Source organism: Achromobacter sp. GQ309, assembly GCF_059759315.1.
Map to the genome: position 1 here is coordinate 19,698 of NZ_JCAXDP010000001.1, position 14,727 is coordinate 34,424.

The 14,727-nt window shown below is 66.4% G+C and carries 15 protein-coding genes; 5 read left to right on the forward strand and 10 right to left on the reverse strand.

Going from position 1 to position 14,727, the window contains the following annotated elements; genetic code table 11:
• Positions 1-117: 117 nt before the first annotated feature.
• From hutH to AC6CIE_RS00125, 8 genes are all read right to left on the reverse strand, one after another.
• Positions 118-1,647 (reverse strand): histidine ammonia-lyase, encoded by a 1,530-nt coding sequence (hutH, locus tag AC6CIE_RS00090; protein ID WP_175185740.1) that lies wholly within the window; start codon positions 1,645-1,647, stop codon positions 118-120.
• A 97-nt stretch (positions 1,648-1,744) separates the two neighbouring features.
• On the reverse strand, positions 1,745-3,424 hold the full coding sequence (hutU, locus tag AC6CIE_RS00095) for a urocanate hydratase (protein WP_175185739.1): 1,680 nt from the start codon (positions 3,422-3,424) through the stop codon (positions 1,745-1,747).
• A 255-nt stretch (positions 3,425-3,679) separates the two neighbouring features.
• The gene (gene hutC, locus AC6CIE_RS00100) at positions 3,680-4,423 is read right to left on the reverse strand and encodes a histidine utilization transcriptional repressor HutC (RefSeq protein ID WP_279974892.1); all 744 of its coding nucleotides are present in this window, start codon (positions 4,421-4,423) and stop codon (positions 3,680-3,682) included.
• A 90-nt stretch (positions 4,424-4,513) separates the two neighbouring features.
• Positions 4,514-5,479 carry an XdhC family protein gene (locus AC6CIE_RS00105; RefSeq protein ID WP_498090719.1) on the reverse strand — a complete coding sequence of 322 codons (966 nt, stop codon included), beginning with the start codon at positions 5,477-5,479 and terminating at the stop codon, positions 4,514-4,516.
• A gap of 73 nt (positions 5,480-5,552) precedes the next feature.
• Entirely contained in the window at positions 5,553-7,844 is a 2,292-nt protein-coding gene (locus AC6CIE_RS00110) for a xanthine dehydrogenase family protein molybdopterin-binding subunit (protein ID WP_498090720.1), read from the reverse strand.
• A complete protein-coding gene (locus tag AC6CIE_RS00115) occupies positions 7,841-8,314 on the reverse strand; it encodes a (2Fe-2S)-binding protein (RefSeq protein ID WP_218344411.1) in 474 nt (157 codons plus the stop codon). The genes AC6CIE_RS00110 and AC6CIE_RS00115 overlap by 4 nt, the downstream gene beginning before the upstream one ends.
• A 166-nt stretch (positions 8,315-8,480) precedes the next feature.
• Positions 8,481-9,158 (reverse strand): carboxymuconolactone decarboxylase family protein, encoded by a 678-nt coding sequence (locus AC6CIE_RS00120; protein ID WP_498090721.1) that lies wholly within the window; start codon positions 9,156-9,158, stop codon positions 8,481-8,483.
• A 97-nt stretch (positions 9,159-9,255) separates the two neighbouring features.
• Positions 9,256-9,753: a (R)-mandelonitrile lyase gene (locus AC6CIE_RS00125; protein WP_175124367.1), complete on the reverse strand. Its 498-nt coding sequence runs from the start codon at positions 9,751-9,753 to the stop codon at positions 9,256-9,258.
• A gap of 166 nt (positions 9,754-9,919) precedes the next feature.
• Here AC6CIE_RS00125 and AC6CIE_RS00130 point away from each other — a divergent pair, with 166 nt between their 5' ends.
• Positions 9,920-10,840 (forward strand): LysR family transcriptional regulator, encoded by a 921-nt coding sequence (locus AC6CIE_RS00130; protein WP_175124366.1) that lies wholly within the window; start codon positions 9,920-9,922, stop codon positions 10,838-10,840.
• Here AC6CIE_RS00130 and AC6CIE_RS00135 read toward each other — a convergent pair.
• On the reverse strand, positions 10,837-11,007 hold the full coding sequence (locus AC6CIE_RS00135) for a hypothetical protein (protein ID WP_254594319.1): 171 nt from the start codon (positions 11,005-11,007) through the stop codon (positions 10,837-10,839). The two genes, AC6CIE_RS00130 and AC6CIE_RS00135, sit on opposite strands and share 4 nt — an antisense overlap.
• Between AC6CIE_RS00135 and AC6CIE_RS00140 the strand changes: the two genes are divergently transcribed.
• The 3 genes from AC6CIE_RS00140 (at position 11,006) to AC6CIE_RS00150 (ending at position 13,267) form a co-directional block, all read left to right on the forward strand.
• Positions 11,006-11,173, forward strand: coding sequence for a hypothetical protein (locus AC6CIE_RS00140; RefSeq protein WP_313065589.1), 168 nt, complete (start codon positions 11,006-11,008; stop codon positions 11,171-11,173). The two genes, AC6CIE_RS00135 and AC6CIE_RS00140, sit on opposite strands and share 2 nt — an antisense overlap.
• Positions 11,174-11,209: 36 nt before the next feature.
• On the forward strand, positions 11,210-11,929 hold the full coding sequence (locus AC6CIE_RS00145; protein WP_175138696.1) for a glutamine amidotransferase: 720 nt from the start codon (positions 11,210-11,212) through the stop codon (positions 11,927-11,929).
• Between the two features lie 231 nt (positions 11,930-12,160).
• Positions 12,161-13,267: a porin gene (locus AC6CIE_RS00150; protein ID WP_175185732.1), complete on the forward strand. Its 1,107-nt coding sequence runs from the start codon at positions 12,161-12,163 to the stop codon at positions 13,265-13,267.
• 458 nt (positions 13,268-13,725) lie between these two features.
• On the opposite strand, the gene AC6CIE_RS00155 is transcribed toward AC6CIE_RS00150, so the two are convergent.
• The gene (locus AC6CIE_RS00155; RefSeq protein WP_498090722.1) at positions 13,726-14,076 is read right to left on the reverse strand and encodes a hypothetical protein; all 351 of its coding nucleotides are present in this window, start codon (positions 14,074-14,076) and stop codon (positions 13,726-13,728) included.
• A gap of 143 nt (positions 14,077-14,219) precedes the next feature.
• On the opposite strand from AC6CIE_RS00155, the gene AC6CIE_RS00160 reads away from it, so the two are divergent.
• On the forward strand, positions 14,220-14,675 hold the full coding sequence (locus AC6CIE_RS00160; RefSeq protein ID WP_218344415.1) for a DcrB/PsbP domain-containing protein: 456 nt from the start codon (positions 14,220-14,222) through the stop codon (positions 14,673-14,675).
• The last annotated feature ends 52 nt before the right edge of the window (positions 14,676-14,727 follow it).

A 14,727-nucleotide genomic window follows, 5' to 3' on the forward strand; every position in this document is an offset into this window, starting at 1 on the left:
TGTCTCTCTCGGTTCCTTGGTCGATCTCGCGTGTAACGCCGCGCAGGCGCCTTCTGATGGGCCCGTACGCGCGGCGAGGCAATGACGGCCGGATGCTTCCGGCCGGGGGGCGTGGTATCAGAGGCTGGGCAGCAGACCGGCCGGCATCAGGCCGTTCATGACTTGCGCGGCGATCAGGCCGCTGGCCGCTGCGATGTCGGGCGCGAAGAAGCGGTCTTCTTCGTAGTGGGGCACTTTCTCGCGTAGCGCGCGACGCGCGGCTTCGAGCTGCGGCGAGGTCTTGAGCCCTTCGCGGAAGTCCAGGCCCTGGCACGCGCCCAGCCATTCGATGGCCAGGATGTCGCGCACGTTGTCGGCCATGGCCCACAGCCGCTTGCCCGCGTTGGGCGCCATCGACACGTGGTCTTCCTGGTTGGCCGACGTGGGCATGCTGTCCACGCTGGCCGGATGGGCCAGAGCCTTGTTGTCGCTTGCCAGTGCCGCAGCCGTCACCTGAGCGATCATGAAACCCGAGTTGACGCCGCCCTTGCGCACCAGGAATGGCGGCAACTGCGACATGTGCTTGTCCATCATCAGCGCGATGCGCCGTTCCGCCAGGGCGCCGATTTCGGCGAGCGCCAGCGCCAGGTTGTCGGCGACCAGCGCCACGGGTTCGGCATGGAAGTTGCCGCCGGAGATGACGTCGCCCTGCTCGACGAACACGAGCGGGTTGTCGGACACGGCGTTCGATTCTATTTCCAGTACCTGCGCCGCGTGGCGGATCTGCGTGAGGCAGGCGCCCATCACCTGGGGCTGGCAGCGCAGCGAGTAGGGATCTTGCACCTTGCCGCAATCGGCGTGGGAGTGGCCGACTTCGCTGTCGTCGCCCAAGAGGCTGCGGTAGACGGCGGCCACGTCGATCTGTCCAAGCTGCCCGCGCGCGGCGTGGATGCGGGCGTCGAAGGGGGCGCGCGAGCCCAGCATGGCCTCGACGCTCAGGCTGCCGCACACCAGACCTGCCGCCATCATGTCTTCGGCTTCGAACAGGCCGCGCAGCGCGAACGCGGTGGACACCTGGGTGCCGTTCAAGAGGGCCAGCCCTTCCTTGGCGGCCAGCGTGAGCGGCGCGAGGCCCGCGCGCGTCAGCGCCTCACGCGCGGGCAGCCATTCGCCTTGGTGGCGTGCCTGGCTTTCGCCCAGCAGGACCAACGACATGTGTGCGAGCGGGGCCAGGTCGCCCGAGGCGCCCACAGAACCCTTGAGCGGAATGTGCGGGTACACGCCCGCGTTGACCAGCGCGATCAGACTGTCGATGACATGGCGGCGCACGCCGGAATAACCGCGAGCCAGACTGTTGATCTTGAGCACCATGATGAGCCGCACCATGGCGTCGTCCAGCGCCTCGCCCACGCCGGCTGCGTGCGAGCGGACCAGCGAAGTCTGCAACGCCTGCAAGTCTTCGCGCGCGATCTTGGTCGAGGCCAACAGGCCAAAGCCCGTATTGATGCCGTAGACGGTGCGGCCTTCGGCGATGATGCGTTCAACCGTGGCCACGCTGGCGTCGATGGCCTGCGCGGCGCCGGGATCCAGCGTCAGGCTAACGGGCTGCTGATAGGCGCGCCGCAGGTCGGCCAGCGTCAAGTGGCCCGGTTTCACATGCAATTCCATTCCTCTTTCTCCTACGCCGGCGGTCCGGCTGCTTGCTATCGTTGTCATGCGGTCTGTTGCGCGGGCTGGTCCATCGCGAGGCTGCGCCGCGCGGGTGTCAGCGCTTGCCGGTCACCATGGGCAGGTTCAAGCCCTGTTCGTGTGCGCAGTCGATGGCGATCTGGTAGCCGGCGTCCGCGTGCCGCATCACGCCCGTGGCAGGGTCGTTGGTCAGCACACGGGCGATGCGCTCGGCAGCGGCGTCGGTGCCGTCGCACACGATGACCATGCCGGAGTGCTGCGAGAAGCCCATGCCGACGCCGCCGCCGTGGTGCAGCGACACCCACGTCGCACCGCTGGCGGTGTTGAGCAGGGCGTTGAGCAGGGGCCAATCGGAAACGGCGTCCGAGCCGTCGCGCATGGATTCGGTTTCGCGGTTGGGGCTGGCGACCGAGCCGGAATCGAGGTGGTCGCGGCCGATGACGATGGGCGCCGACAGTTCGCCTGACCGCACCATTTCGTTGAACGCCAGGCCCAGCTTGGCGCGCTCGCCCAGCCCGACCCAGCAGATGCGTGCGGGCAGGCCCTGGAAGCTGATGCGCTCGCGGGCCATGCTGAGCCAATGATGCAGGTGGGCGTCGTCGGGAATCAGTTCCTTGACCTTGGCGTCGGTTTTGTAGATGTCTTGCGGGTCGCCGGACAGCGCAGCCCAACGGAAGGGGCCCACGCCGCGGCAGAAGAGCGGACGGATGTAGGCCGGAACGAAGCCGGGAAAGTCGAACGCGTCGGCGACGCCTTCTTCCTTGGCCATCTGGCGGATGTTGTTGCCGTAGTCGAAGGTGGGGATGCCCTGGCGCTGGAAGGCCAGCATCGCCTGCACGTGTACGGCCATGGATTGCTTGGCGGCCTTGATGACCGCCGCCGGTTCGCGCTGGGCGCGGTCGCGGTATTCCTGCCACGACCAGCCGGCGGGCAGGTAGCCGTTCAAGGGATCGTGCGCGCTGGTCTGGTCGGTGACCATGTCGGGCTTGACGCCGCGGCGCACGAGTTCGGGCAGGATTTCGGCGGCGTTGCCGCACAGCGCGATGGACACGGCGCGGCCGGCCTGCGTGTGTTTGGCGATGCGGGCCAGCGCGTCGTCCAGGTTGGCTGCCTGTTCGTCCACGTAGCGGGTGCGAAGACGGAAGTCGATGCGGCTTTGCTGGCATTCGATGTTCAGGGAGCACGCGCCGGCCAGCGTGGCGGCCAGCGGCTGCGCGCCGCCCATGCCGCCCAGGCCGGCGGTCAGCACCCAGCGCCCGGACAGGTTGCCGCCGTAATGCTGGCGGCCGGCTTCGACAAAGGTTTCGTACGTGCCTTGGACGATGCCCTGGCTGCCGATGTAGATCCAGCTGCCGGCGGTCATCTGGCCGTACATGGCCAGGCCCTTGGCGTCCAGTTCGTTGAAGTGTTCCCAGGTGGCCCAGTGCGGGACAAGGTTGGAGTTGGCGATCAGGACACGCGGCGCGTTGGCGTGCGTCTTGAACACACCCACCGGCTTGCCCGATTGCACGAGCAGGGTTTCGTCGTCGTTCAGGGCCTTGAGCGATTCAACGATCTTGTCGTAGCAATCCCAGTCGCGGGCCGCGCGGCCGATGCCACCGTAGACGACGAGCTCGTTCGGGTTCTCGGCCACATCGGGGTCGAGGTTGTTCATCAGCATGCGCAAGGGCGCTTCGGTCAGCCAGCTTTTGGTGTTGAGCTGGCTGCCGCGCGGGGCGCGGATGGCGGCGTCGCGGAATCGGGGGGATGGGTTCAAGTGAAGTCTCCTGGATCGGGTCAAGGCGCGCTGTGATCCAGCGCCAAGGTGAGCAGATCTTAAGACGACTATGGTTGTATATACAATAGCAGATGACTGATTTTGGACTGAGGGATTACCCCAATGAAAAATGCCGAAACCAGTGAGATTTCGGCATGGGAAACGTCATGCGGGAGGGAGCCGCACTGCCGCGGTGCAGTTCAGTCGGACGCGACTCGTCGCGTCATAGGTACAGCGTGCGGAAAGCGGTGAACGTCACGTTGTGAACTTGCCTTCCAGCCGGTGACGGGAACCCGGATGGATCAGGCGGGCCAGTGTCACCGCGCGGTCGCCGGACCAGGTGCGCCGGCGGATCAGCAGGCAGGGTTCTTCGCGGTCGATCTGCAACAACTGGCACTCGCGCGGCTTGGCGAGAATGGCTTCGACCACGTGCTCGCCGGCGCTCAGCGGCGCCACGCGCGTCAGGTATTCGTACGGCGTGCTTTGCGTGAAGTCCTGCAGCAGGTAGTCGGGCGCAAGGCGGACATTGACGTAGCGGTCTTCAAGCTGGATGGGTACGTCGTCTTCGTAATGGACGATCAGTGAATGAAACACAGGTTGGCCTGCGCGGATGTCCAACGCCTGAGCTTGCTCGGCGCCGGCCGGTTCTTCGGCCAGCCGCACGACACGGCTGTGGTGGCGGTGGTTGCGCGCCGCGATTTCGTCGGCAATGTTGTTCACGGCGAACAGCGCCGAGCGCGCCTTGGGCTGCGCGACGAACGTGCCGACGCCTTGCATCCGCACCAGCAGGCCTTCGGCGGTCAGTTCGCGCAGCGCGCGGTTGATCGTCATGCGGCTGAATCCCAGTTCATCGACCAGCTCGGCTTCGGACGGCACGCGGTAATGCGCAGGCCAGGCGCCGCTGCGGATCTGCTGCGCGATCATCTGCTTGACCTGCGCGTACAGCGGAGCGGGCAGAGCATTGGCCGGGACGGGCAATCGGGGGGGAGAAGCGGCCACGGGTGGGATCCTGGGAGTGCGATACGTAAGCAAGGAAAGATGCGGTTCCTAGTATAGACAGGTACACATCACTTGCGAACGGCGGCGCCCCTATCCCGTCATCACGCCATTCTTCACCGCCAGAATGTGCGCCATCACGCTCACCGCGATTTCGGCCGGCGTCTTGCTGCCGATGTGCAGGCCGACTGGCGAGTGCAGCCGCTGCACGGATGTTTCGGTTTCGTCCAGATGCTCGATGAACCGCTGCCGGCGGCTGGCAGCGTTACGGCGCGAGCCGATGGCGCCGACGTAGAAGGCAGGACTGTGCAGCGCTTCCAGCAGCGCCATGTCGTCAAGTTTGGGGTCATGGCTGAGCGCCACGATGCACGAGCGGGAATCCGGGTTCAGCGCGCGCACTGCGTCGTCGGGCATTTCGGTGGTGAACGCCACGCCGTCGACGGACCATGTGCCCAGATGCTCGATGCGCGGATCGCACACGGTGACCGCAAAATCATTGAACAGCGCCATGGTGGCGACGTACTCGGCCAGCGACCCGGCGCCGATCAGCAACAGCCTGTACTGCGGGCCCAGCGTGCTGGACAGGGTGACGCCATCGAAATGCAGGGCCTCCGGCGCCGAGGCGTCGCTCAGCGTGACCGCGCCGCTGGCGCAATCGACCGTCCGCTGTACGAGCTGGCCGGTCTCGAGCCGGCGGACCAGTTCATTCAGTATTCCGCTGTCCGGTGCAAATTCCAGAAGCAGTTCAAGCGTCCCGCCGCAGGGCAGTCCGAACCGGTGCGCCTCGTCGGCCGTGACGCCGTAGCGGACGAGTTCGGGCGCCGATTGCGGAATGCTTCCGTCGCCGTAAGCCCGCGTGTAGCGGTGGATCAGGTCGTCCTCGATGCAGCCGCCGGACACCGAGCCGATGCAACGGCCGTCCTCGCGCAGCACCATCATGGACCCCACGGGCCGCGGCGACGAGCCCCATGTCTTGACGACCGTAGCCAGCATCAGGCGATGCCCGGCCTCCTGCCAGTCGCGCGCCGCGCGCAGCACGCGGACATCAACGCTTTCCATGGGCGTGCTTCCTTTGGATCAAAAAGGCGTTCATGGCGGACGGCCCTGATTCAGTCATAGATTGGCTTTCCGCTTATGCCAGCTTGCGGACCGGCAGGGCGCGGATCCGCTTGCCCGTCGCGGCGAAGATCGCATTGCACAGCGCGGGGGCGACGGGCGGCACTGGCGGTTCGCCCACGCCGCCCGGTGGCAGCGCGTGGTCGTCGTCGACCAGATGGGTGCGGATCACGCGCGGCGAGGCGTTGTGGCGCAGCACCTCGTAGTCGTGGAAGTTGCTTTGCTTGACGCGGCCTTTTTCAAATGTGATCTCGCTGGTCAGCGCCAGGCTCAGCCCCATGATGGCGCCGCCTTCCATCTGCGCGCGGATGCGTTCGGGGTTGATCTGCGGGCCGCAGTCCATCGCCATGTCCACGGCGACGACGCGGATCTCGCCCTTGTCGTCCACCGCCACCTCGACCACCGTGGCGGTGTAGCTCATGAAGCTGTAGCAGAAGGCCAGCCCGAGCCCATGCCCCTTCGGTAATGTGCGGCCCCAGCCCGCGCCCTTGCACGCGGCGTCGATCACCCCGCGAAGGCGGCCGGTGTCGTAGGGGTAGCGTTCAGGCGATTCGGTGTAGTTCCAGGTGTCGGCCAACGTGCCGGGATCGATCTGGCGCGCGGGGCCAATGAGATCCAGCGCGAATGCCTGAGGATCCTTGCCCGCGCGATGCGCGAGTTCGTCGATGAAGCACTGGGCCGCGAAGGCATGCGGAATGTTGGCGACGGACCGGAACCAGCCAATGCGCGCATGGGCTTCGACTTCGGCGGTTTCCACGCGCACATTGGGAATGCGATAGGGCATGTTGATCGCCGACATGGCGGACTCGAACATCTGCTGCCCCTTGGCGCCTTGCGCAAACAACGACGCGATGGTGGGGGAGGCGCTTCGATGCAGCCAGGACTGGACTTGCCCCTGCGTGTTCATGACGGCTTCCAGGCGCTCGACCGAGACCGTGTGCAGGTAGTCGTGATGGATGTCGTCTTCGCGGGTCCAGACCAGCTTGACCGGCGTGCCTTCGGGCATGGCGCGGGCGACGATGGCCGCTTCGTCCACAAAATCGGGCTTGGACTTGCGGCCGAAACCGCCGCCCAGCAGCAGCACGTTGACCTTGACGTTGGCGGGCTCAAGCTTCAGGCGCGCGGCCACGGCGTCCCGGGCAGCGACCGGATTCTGGATGGACGTCCAGACCTCGGCGCGATCGCCCTGGATTTGCACGGTGGCGACGGGCGGCTCCATCGACGCGTGGGCCAGGTGCGGAACGTAGTACTCCGCGGACACGCGCTCGGCTTCCGGCGCGTTGGTCCAGGCATTTGCGGCGTCGCCCTGGTTGCGCATCGTCTTGCCGGGCGCGCGCGCCGCCGCCTGCAGCGTCTGCTGGTAGGCGACGGAGTCATAGGCGCCGTTCGGACCGTCGTCCCATTCGATCTGCAGCGCATCGCGCCCCTGCCGCGCGGCCCAGGTGTTGCGCGCAACGACCGCCACACCGCCGAGCGGCTGGAAGGCGGGCGCCCCTTGCATGGCGGGGATTTCAACGACCTTCAGCACGCCTGGTACGGCGAGCGCCTTGGCGCTGTCGACGCGGCGCACCCGGCCGCCCACGACGGGCGGGCGCGCAACGACGGCGTAGACCATGCCGGGCAGGCGCATGTCCATGCCGTAGGTCGCCTGGCCTTTTCCGATGGCTTCAAGGTCGACCAGGCGCACCTGGTCCTTGCCGATGTAGCGGAATTCGGACCGGGCCTTGAGTTTGAGGGCGTTGCCCGCGGGCACGGGCTGCTTGGCCGCGTCCGCCGCCAGGTCGCCATACGATAGACGGCGGCCGCTCGGCCCATGCAGCACTTCGTGCTGTTCGGCTTTGACCTCGGCAATGGGCACGGACCACCGCGCCGCCGCGGCCGCTTCGAGCATCTGCCGGGCCGCCGCGCCCACGCGCCGCATCGGCATCAGGAAGTGGCGCATGCTGCGCGAACCGTCGACGTTCTGATTGCCGTAGCGGGATTCGTCGGCGGGGGCCTGTACGACCTTCACGCGTTCCCAGCGTGCTTCCATTTCGTCGGCCACCACCATCGGCAGGCTGGTACGCACGCCGGTGCCCATCTCGGCACGGTGCGCCACGATGGTGACGGCGCCATCGGAAGCAATGCTGACGAAGACGAGCGGGTCGTCCACGGTGCCGCCGGGCATGCTGTCGGCGCCGTATGCTTTGGCATCCGGCTCGGCGGCCACCGCCGCCGTGACCCATCCCTTTGCGGTGACGGCCAGCGTGAGTACGCCCAGGCTGCCCTGCAGGAAGGCGCGGCGCGAATGCTGAACGGCGGCGGTCATTGCTTGCTTCCTTGGGCGAGGCGGGCTGCGGCCTGCTGAATGGCCGCGAGGATCCGCGGGTACGTGCCGCAGCGGCAGATGTTGCCGCTCATGGCGTCCGCAATCTGTTGTTCGGTCGGATTGGGAGTCGCCTTCAACAGGCTTACCGCCGTCATGATCTGGCCAGCCTGGCAATAGCCGCATTGCGCGACGTTATTGGTAACCCAGGACGCCTGCACCGCCCGGCCGACCGGATCGGCTTCCATGCCTTCGATGGTGGAGAGTTGGCGGCCGGTGGCCACGGAGACGGGCGTCAGACAGGATCGCACGGGCGTACCGTCGATATGCACCGTACAGGCGCCGCACAAGGCCATGCCGCAGCCGAACTTGGTGCCGGTCATGCCCAGTTCATCGCGCAGGACCCATAGAATCGGCATTTCATCCGGGACGTTGACGTCCTTGGTCTGGCCGTTGATTTGCAATTGCGTCATGAAGGGAGTCCAGGGGGAGGGCACGACAAGCTGCCTTGCCTCGGGTGGCGGGGATCATTGCTTGAGTCCGGAATTTTGCCCAAAAAATCCCGGGTTGGTTCATTAAAGGGACAAATTCGCCAGTGTCCGGGGCCGGTCCTGCCTGCACAGGAGCCGGCCCTTGCCGTCACTTGCCGGCTTGCACCAGCAATTGCCGGTCCAGCGCGTCCGTTGCGCGGCGGGCCGTCTGCGCGTCGACGTGTGACGCCAGCACCTGGGCAAGCTGGCGCAGTTGCGGCGCCGTCAGGCCCACGTTCATACTGATCCGCATGTGCGATTGCAGTTGCGATTCGACGCCCGTCAGCGCGGCCAGCATGCTGACCGTAGCAATTTCGCGGCTTTGCCAGTCCAGGTTGTCGCGCTCGAAGATGTCGCCAAAGAGGTGCGTGCGCAGGTATTCGTTGGCGACGGGAGCGAAGTCGAACAAGGGGCCCTGGACCGGGCCGCCGGATAGCTTGGTCTGATTGGCCGTTCCGGCGGCCAGCAGCGCGTCGCCCTGCGGGATCGGCCGGCCGGGCTCGGCGCCGGGCGCATCCTGGATGCCGCGTTGCTGGCGGGCCTGCCTTACTTTCATCAGTTCGGACAGGGCATTGAGGCTGCGCGGAAAGCCGGCGTAGGCGTACAGCTGCACCAGCACCTCTTTGGCATCGCTGACCGTCAATCCGGCATCCAGACCTTGTTCAAGCGCCGCGTTCAGCCGCGCGATGTCGCCGGTTGCCGCCAACGCGGCAATGGGCACGATCGCCGCCTGGCGGGCGGACAGCGAGTCCGGGGCCTGCGTCGCCGTCTGTGTCTTGTCTGTCATGTTGGAGGCTCCTTGCGCGTGGACGGGCAGGGCGATCGCTGCGGCCAGGCCAACGGCAGCGGCAAGCGCGCGAGTGCGAAATTGGGTCATGCGGGCTTTAGCGCGAGGCATATTGTTCATCGCTGACCTTCTCCATCCAGTTGACGTTCTTGCCGTCGACCGACGGCGTGACGGCCAAGTGGGTCATCGCGGTGCCGGGTGCGGCGCCGTGCCAGTGCTTGACGCCGGGCGGGCAGTGGATCACGTCGCCCGGGCGGATTTCTTGCACGGGCTTGCCCCATTCCTGGGTCAGTCCAACGCCCGACGTCACCACAAGCCGCTGTCCGGCCGGGTGCGTGTGCCACGCCGATCGCGCCCCGGGCTCGAAGGTCACAAGTGCGCCCGAAGCATTGACGTCCTTGTCCGCCGCCCACACGGGATCGATGCGCGCGCGGCCCGTGAAGTAGTCGTCCGGACCGGCGATGGATGCCTGCGCGCCCGCGCGTGCGATCTGCTGGGCCGCGGGGGAGGCGGTGGGCTGCGGTTCCGCGGCTTGCGCCGCCGCCGTCTGGACGAGCGCGGCGCAGACCGCGATCTTGCTTACGTGTTTTTGCATGCTTTTCTGCCTCTGTTCGTTGGGCGGCGGCGCTGTCTGCCGCGCGCCACGTCGGGTTTGGCGGGGCGCCGACCCGCCATCGGCGCCCACCCGTCGCACTGTATGATCCGGCGGATTAGATGAGAAGATCGCAAAATCCGTATTCCCTGGTGCACGGAATTCACCAATGCCCAAAGAGAACCTCAACGATCTGCATGCCTTCATGGCGGTGGCGCAGACCCGCAGCTTCACCCGCGCTGCGGCCCAGCTTGGCTTGTCGCGGTCTGCGCTCAGCCACGCCATGCTGGCGCTGGAAGCACGCCTGGGCGTGCGGTTGCTCACCCGGACGACCCGCAGCGTTTCACCTACTGAAGCCGGCGCCCGGCTGTTGAGTGTGCTGAGTCCCCGGCTGAGCGAAATACAGCAGGAGCTGGAGTCGCTGACCGCAATGCGCGACAAGCCCGCGGGCACGGTACGCATCACCGCGCATGATCACGCCATCGTGACGGCGCTATGGCCGCGCCTGTTGCCACTTCTGCGGCAGTACCCGGACGTGCAGATCGAATTCAGCGTGGACTACGCGATGACCGACATCGCCGCGCAACGTTTCGACGCGGGAGTGCGCGTGGGCAACCGCGTGGACAAGGACATGATCGCCGTGCGCATCGCGCCCGACCTGCGCATGGCGGTCGCCGCGTCGCCGGACTACCTGGCCGGCAGATCACTGCCCGCCACACCGCAGGAACTGACGGAGCACTGTTGCGTGAACCTGCGGCTGCCCACGCACGGCGGCCTGTACGCCTGGGATTTTGAAAAGGATGGACGCGCGCTGAGCGTGCGCGTGAACGGGCAGACCGTGTTCAACAATACGTTCCTGATGCTGCAGGCGGCGCTCGATGGCATGGGCCTGGCTTATGTGCCCTATGACCTGGTCAAACCGCACATCGAAGCGGGCCGGCTGGCGCCCGTGCTGGAGGATTGGTGGCCGGTGTTTCCGGGCTATCACCTTTACTACGCAAATCGCCGGCAGCTCTCGCCGGCGTTGGCGCTGGTGATAGAGGCGCTGCGGTATCGCGCTGAATCGGATCGCGCGTCTGCTACGACTTAACACGCCTTTCCCAGCGCGCGTTTGCTATAAAAGCGGCTATAGCGTTTCTGTAGGGCCGGGAAAATGTCGATATTCACGATCAGCCGCTGCGGCGCGGCGTTGTTTTTTGTCGCGGTGGTGGCGGGGTGCTCGTCGAGCAAGCCGACGGCTGCGGAAAAGGCCAGCATGGCGGCCACCACGCCGGCCCGGTCCAACGATGAGTGCAAGGCCAATCGCAAGAAGTGCCTGCACGAAGGGTCCTACGATGTCGGCGAGCGGGATTACGCCGAAGACGAAGCCAAGCGCCTGAACCTCGCCGAGTCCCAGCGTCTGCGGCGCCTGTTCGGAAAGTAAACTCCGTCATCCTTTCAATCCGCAGAATCGTTGTCCATGACCCGAAAACCGCTCGCCATCATTCAGATGGGCCGCCCGCCCGAAGATCTGCGGCAGGCGCAAGGCGAACAATCCGACTGGATGCTGGCCGCGCTTGAAGATCCGGACCTGCCGGTGCGGGTCTTCAAGCCCCACGACGACGAACCCCTGCCCACGTGGAATGACGTGTCCGGCGCGGTGTTGACGGGATCGTGGTCCATGGTGACGGATCGCGAGCCCTGGAGCGAGCGCACGGCCGAGTGGCTGCGCGGCGCGCATGGCGCGCGGTTGCCGCTCTTGGGCATCTGCTACGGCCATCAACTGATGGCGCACGCGCTGGGCGGCGTCGTCGACTTTCATCCGCAGGGCCGCGAGATCGGCCAGCATGCCATCGACTTCTGCGCGGACGTTGGCGACGATGCGCTGCTTGGCGCGCTGCCGCGGCGTTTTCTGGCCAATCTGACGCATGAGCAAAGCGTGTTGACGCCGCCGCCGGGCGCCGAAGTGCTGGCCCGTTCACGGCACGATCCGCATCAGGTCCTGCGATATGGGCCGAACGCGTGGTCGGTGCAATTCCATCCCGAGTTCTCGCCGACGCTGATGTCGGCATGCCTGTCGCGCCGCGCGCCGGTGTTCGAGGCGGAGGGCCACGACGTGGCGGCGATGGTGGCGGGCCTTGTCCCCACGCACGATGCGCGCCAACTGCTGCGCACGTTTGCGCGCATCCTGTCTTCATAGCACACGCCCATGACACGCCTGCCGGCGTGGCCGATGTGCGCGCCGCTGTCGGCGTCGCGCCACAAAAAAGCGATTTTTTCCATTTCTTGCTGCGAAATCGCTTGTGTCCCCAGAACTGACATATTGCGTCCCTAGAATCCGTTCCTGCCATGCGCCGTGTGCATCACTGTGCCGCCTGCAATGCGGGTCTGGCCACATGCGCATGTCTGTTCACATCAATGGGAATCTGTAATGAAAAAGACTCTGTTCGCCACCGCCATCTTTGCCGCGCTGTCCGGCATGGCGCAGGCGGAAACCTCGGTGACGCTGTACGGCTTGATCGATACGGGCGTGGGCTATCAGCGGATCAAGGGCGATGGCTACCATGAATCCAAGGTCGGCATGAGCAACGGCGTTTCCAGCGGTTCGCGCTGGGGCCTGCGCGGTTCGGAAGACCTGGGCGACGGCCTCTCCGCCGTGTTCACGCTGGAAAGTGGATTCAACTCGGCCAACGGCCAGTCGGGCCAGAGCAGCCGCCTGTTCGGCCGCCAAGCCACCATCGGTCTGAAGAGCTCGTCGTGGGGCTTGCTGGAATTCGGCCGCCAGACCAACATCGCTTCCAAGTACCTGGGCGCGATCGATCCGTTCGGCGCCAGCTACGGCCAAGCCAACATCGGCAACGCGTTCAGCGCCGCCAACACCGTCCGCTACGACAACATGGTCCAGTACGCGACCCCGTCGTTCGGCGGCTTCCAGGCTGGCGTCGGCTACTCGTTCAACATCGCCGACACGACCGCCGCACAGACCGGCTTCCGCACCGCTGACAACACCCGCGCCATCACGGCCGGCGTGCGCTACGTGAACGGTCCGCTGAACGTCGCCCTGACGTACGACCAACTGAACCCGGCCAACCAGCTTGGCAATGACGCCACGCCCAAGGCATGGAGCATCGGCGCTTCGTACGACTTTGAAGTCGTGAAGCTGGCGGCCGCCTTCGGTCAGACGCGTGACGGCTGGTTCACCGGCCAAAGCATCAACGCCTTCGGCAGCGGCAGCCCCGAGGCCAAGAGCTTCAGCTCGAACGTTGGCGTCGAAGACTTCAAGGCCAATTCGTACATGGTCGGCGTGACCGTTCCGCTTGGCTCCAGCACCATCCTGGCTTCGTGGCAACGTGCCGATCCGGACAGCGATCTGCTGACCGGTGGCGATTCGGCCATGAACGTGTACAGCATCGGCTACACGTACAACCTGTCCAAGCGTACGAACCTGTACGCGCTGGGCTCCTACGCCACGGACTTCGCGTTCATCGACGGCGTGAAGAGCACGGTGGGCATGGTCGGTGTCCGTCATCGCTTCTAAGCGGCAGACGTGATGAGCGGCGCGCGCCAGGCGCGCGCCGCTTGCGCCCTGCACCGCGGTTGCACTGAGCGGATTGGGCGTCTTACCCGGCCACAGACGCGAAAAAAGCGGCCACCTCCCTAGCTCCACTCCCAGTCCGCTCACCCGAACTCCGATCATGGCAATTTGAAGGCCCGCGCAGGCTTGCGCGGGCTTCGTCATTTGTTGAGGCCGGATTGCGTAGCATTTTGGATCACCCTGCCGGCCGTCGTCGCCCGAGGGCAGGGTGAGTGTCGTTGTAGTATTGAACGCTCAGCCTAATCATCGGATAGCTATGCACACGCACAACGCACGGCTCGCAGAAATGACATTGGCGTTGACGCTGGCCATGGCCGCGGGCGCCTCTGCGCAGGCACAGAATGTTCAGCCGGGGGATGCGGCGGCCGCAGGCGGAGCGCCTGCTGCGGCTTCACCTGCGGCTAAGCCGCCAGCAGCGACAGCGCCGGCGGCGGCATCGACGGCGCCCGCAACTGCACCTGCGGCATCGGCGTCTGCGAAACCAGCGCCTGCTTCGCCGGCACCTGCGTCGCCGGCATCTGCCGCGTCAGCAGCGGCAGCGCCCGCGCCAGCAGGGGCAGCGCCTGCATCGCCGGCGCCGGCCGCGCCAGCCGCGCCAGCCGCAGCCACGCCCGCAGCGGCAGCGCCAGCCCCAGCAGCAGCCACGCCAACACCGGCAGCGCCCGCCCCGGCAGCACCCGCCCCATCAGCACCTGCTCCAGCAGCGCCGGCGCCGTCAGCGCCAGCCGCGCCGACACCGGCATCGCCGACACCGGCTCCTCCGGCCGCAGGATCGCCCGCAGCTGGATCGCCCACCGCCGGATCGCCGGCCGCCGGTTCGCCTGCTGCGCAACAAGACCCGAATGGCGCGACGGCGGACGCCGCCGCTCCCCCGCCGCAGCCGCAAACGCTGCAGGTGCTGGACGGCAAGCTCAAGGTCCTCATCCCCGCCGGCTTCACCGAAACCGAATTTCCGTCGGACCCGGCAACGCCCGAGGTCTCCGGCAAGATCTACCTGAATCGCGCCACCATGCAGGCGATCATCGTGATCGATGTGCCGGTCGAACTGGCCGTCGGCGACGACGACGCGTTCACATTGGGCGCGATGGCCGCAGGCTTTCAGTCGCAGCAGAAGGAAGCGGTGCCGACGTTCAAAAAGACGGGAGATGGCGCTTTCAAGGTTGGCAGCATCGGCGTTTTTCAAGTGGACGCGACCAGCAAACTGTCGGGCCGCCCGGCCGAGCTGACGGCGCTGTTCGCGGCGTCGGGCAAGAAGGTGGTGACGTTTTCCGCCTACACGCTCACGCAGGAAAAGGCCCGGCATCCCGGGCTGGTCGATGCCTTGAAGCAGGGCATGTCCGTCGCGCAGTAACGCCCGGCATCTGCCCGAGGCGGGCGCACGAGCGGTGCAGCAGGGGCCGCCG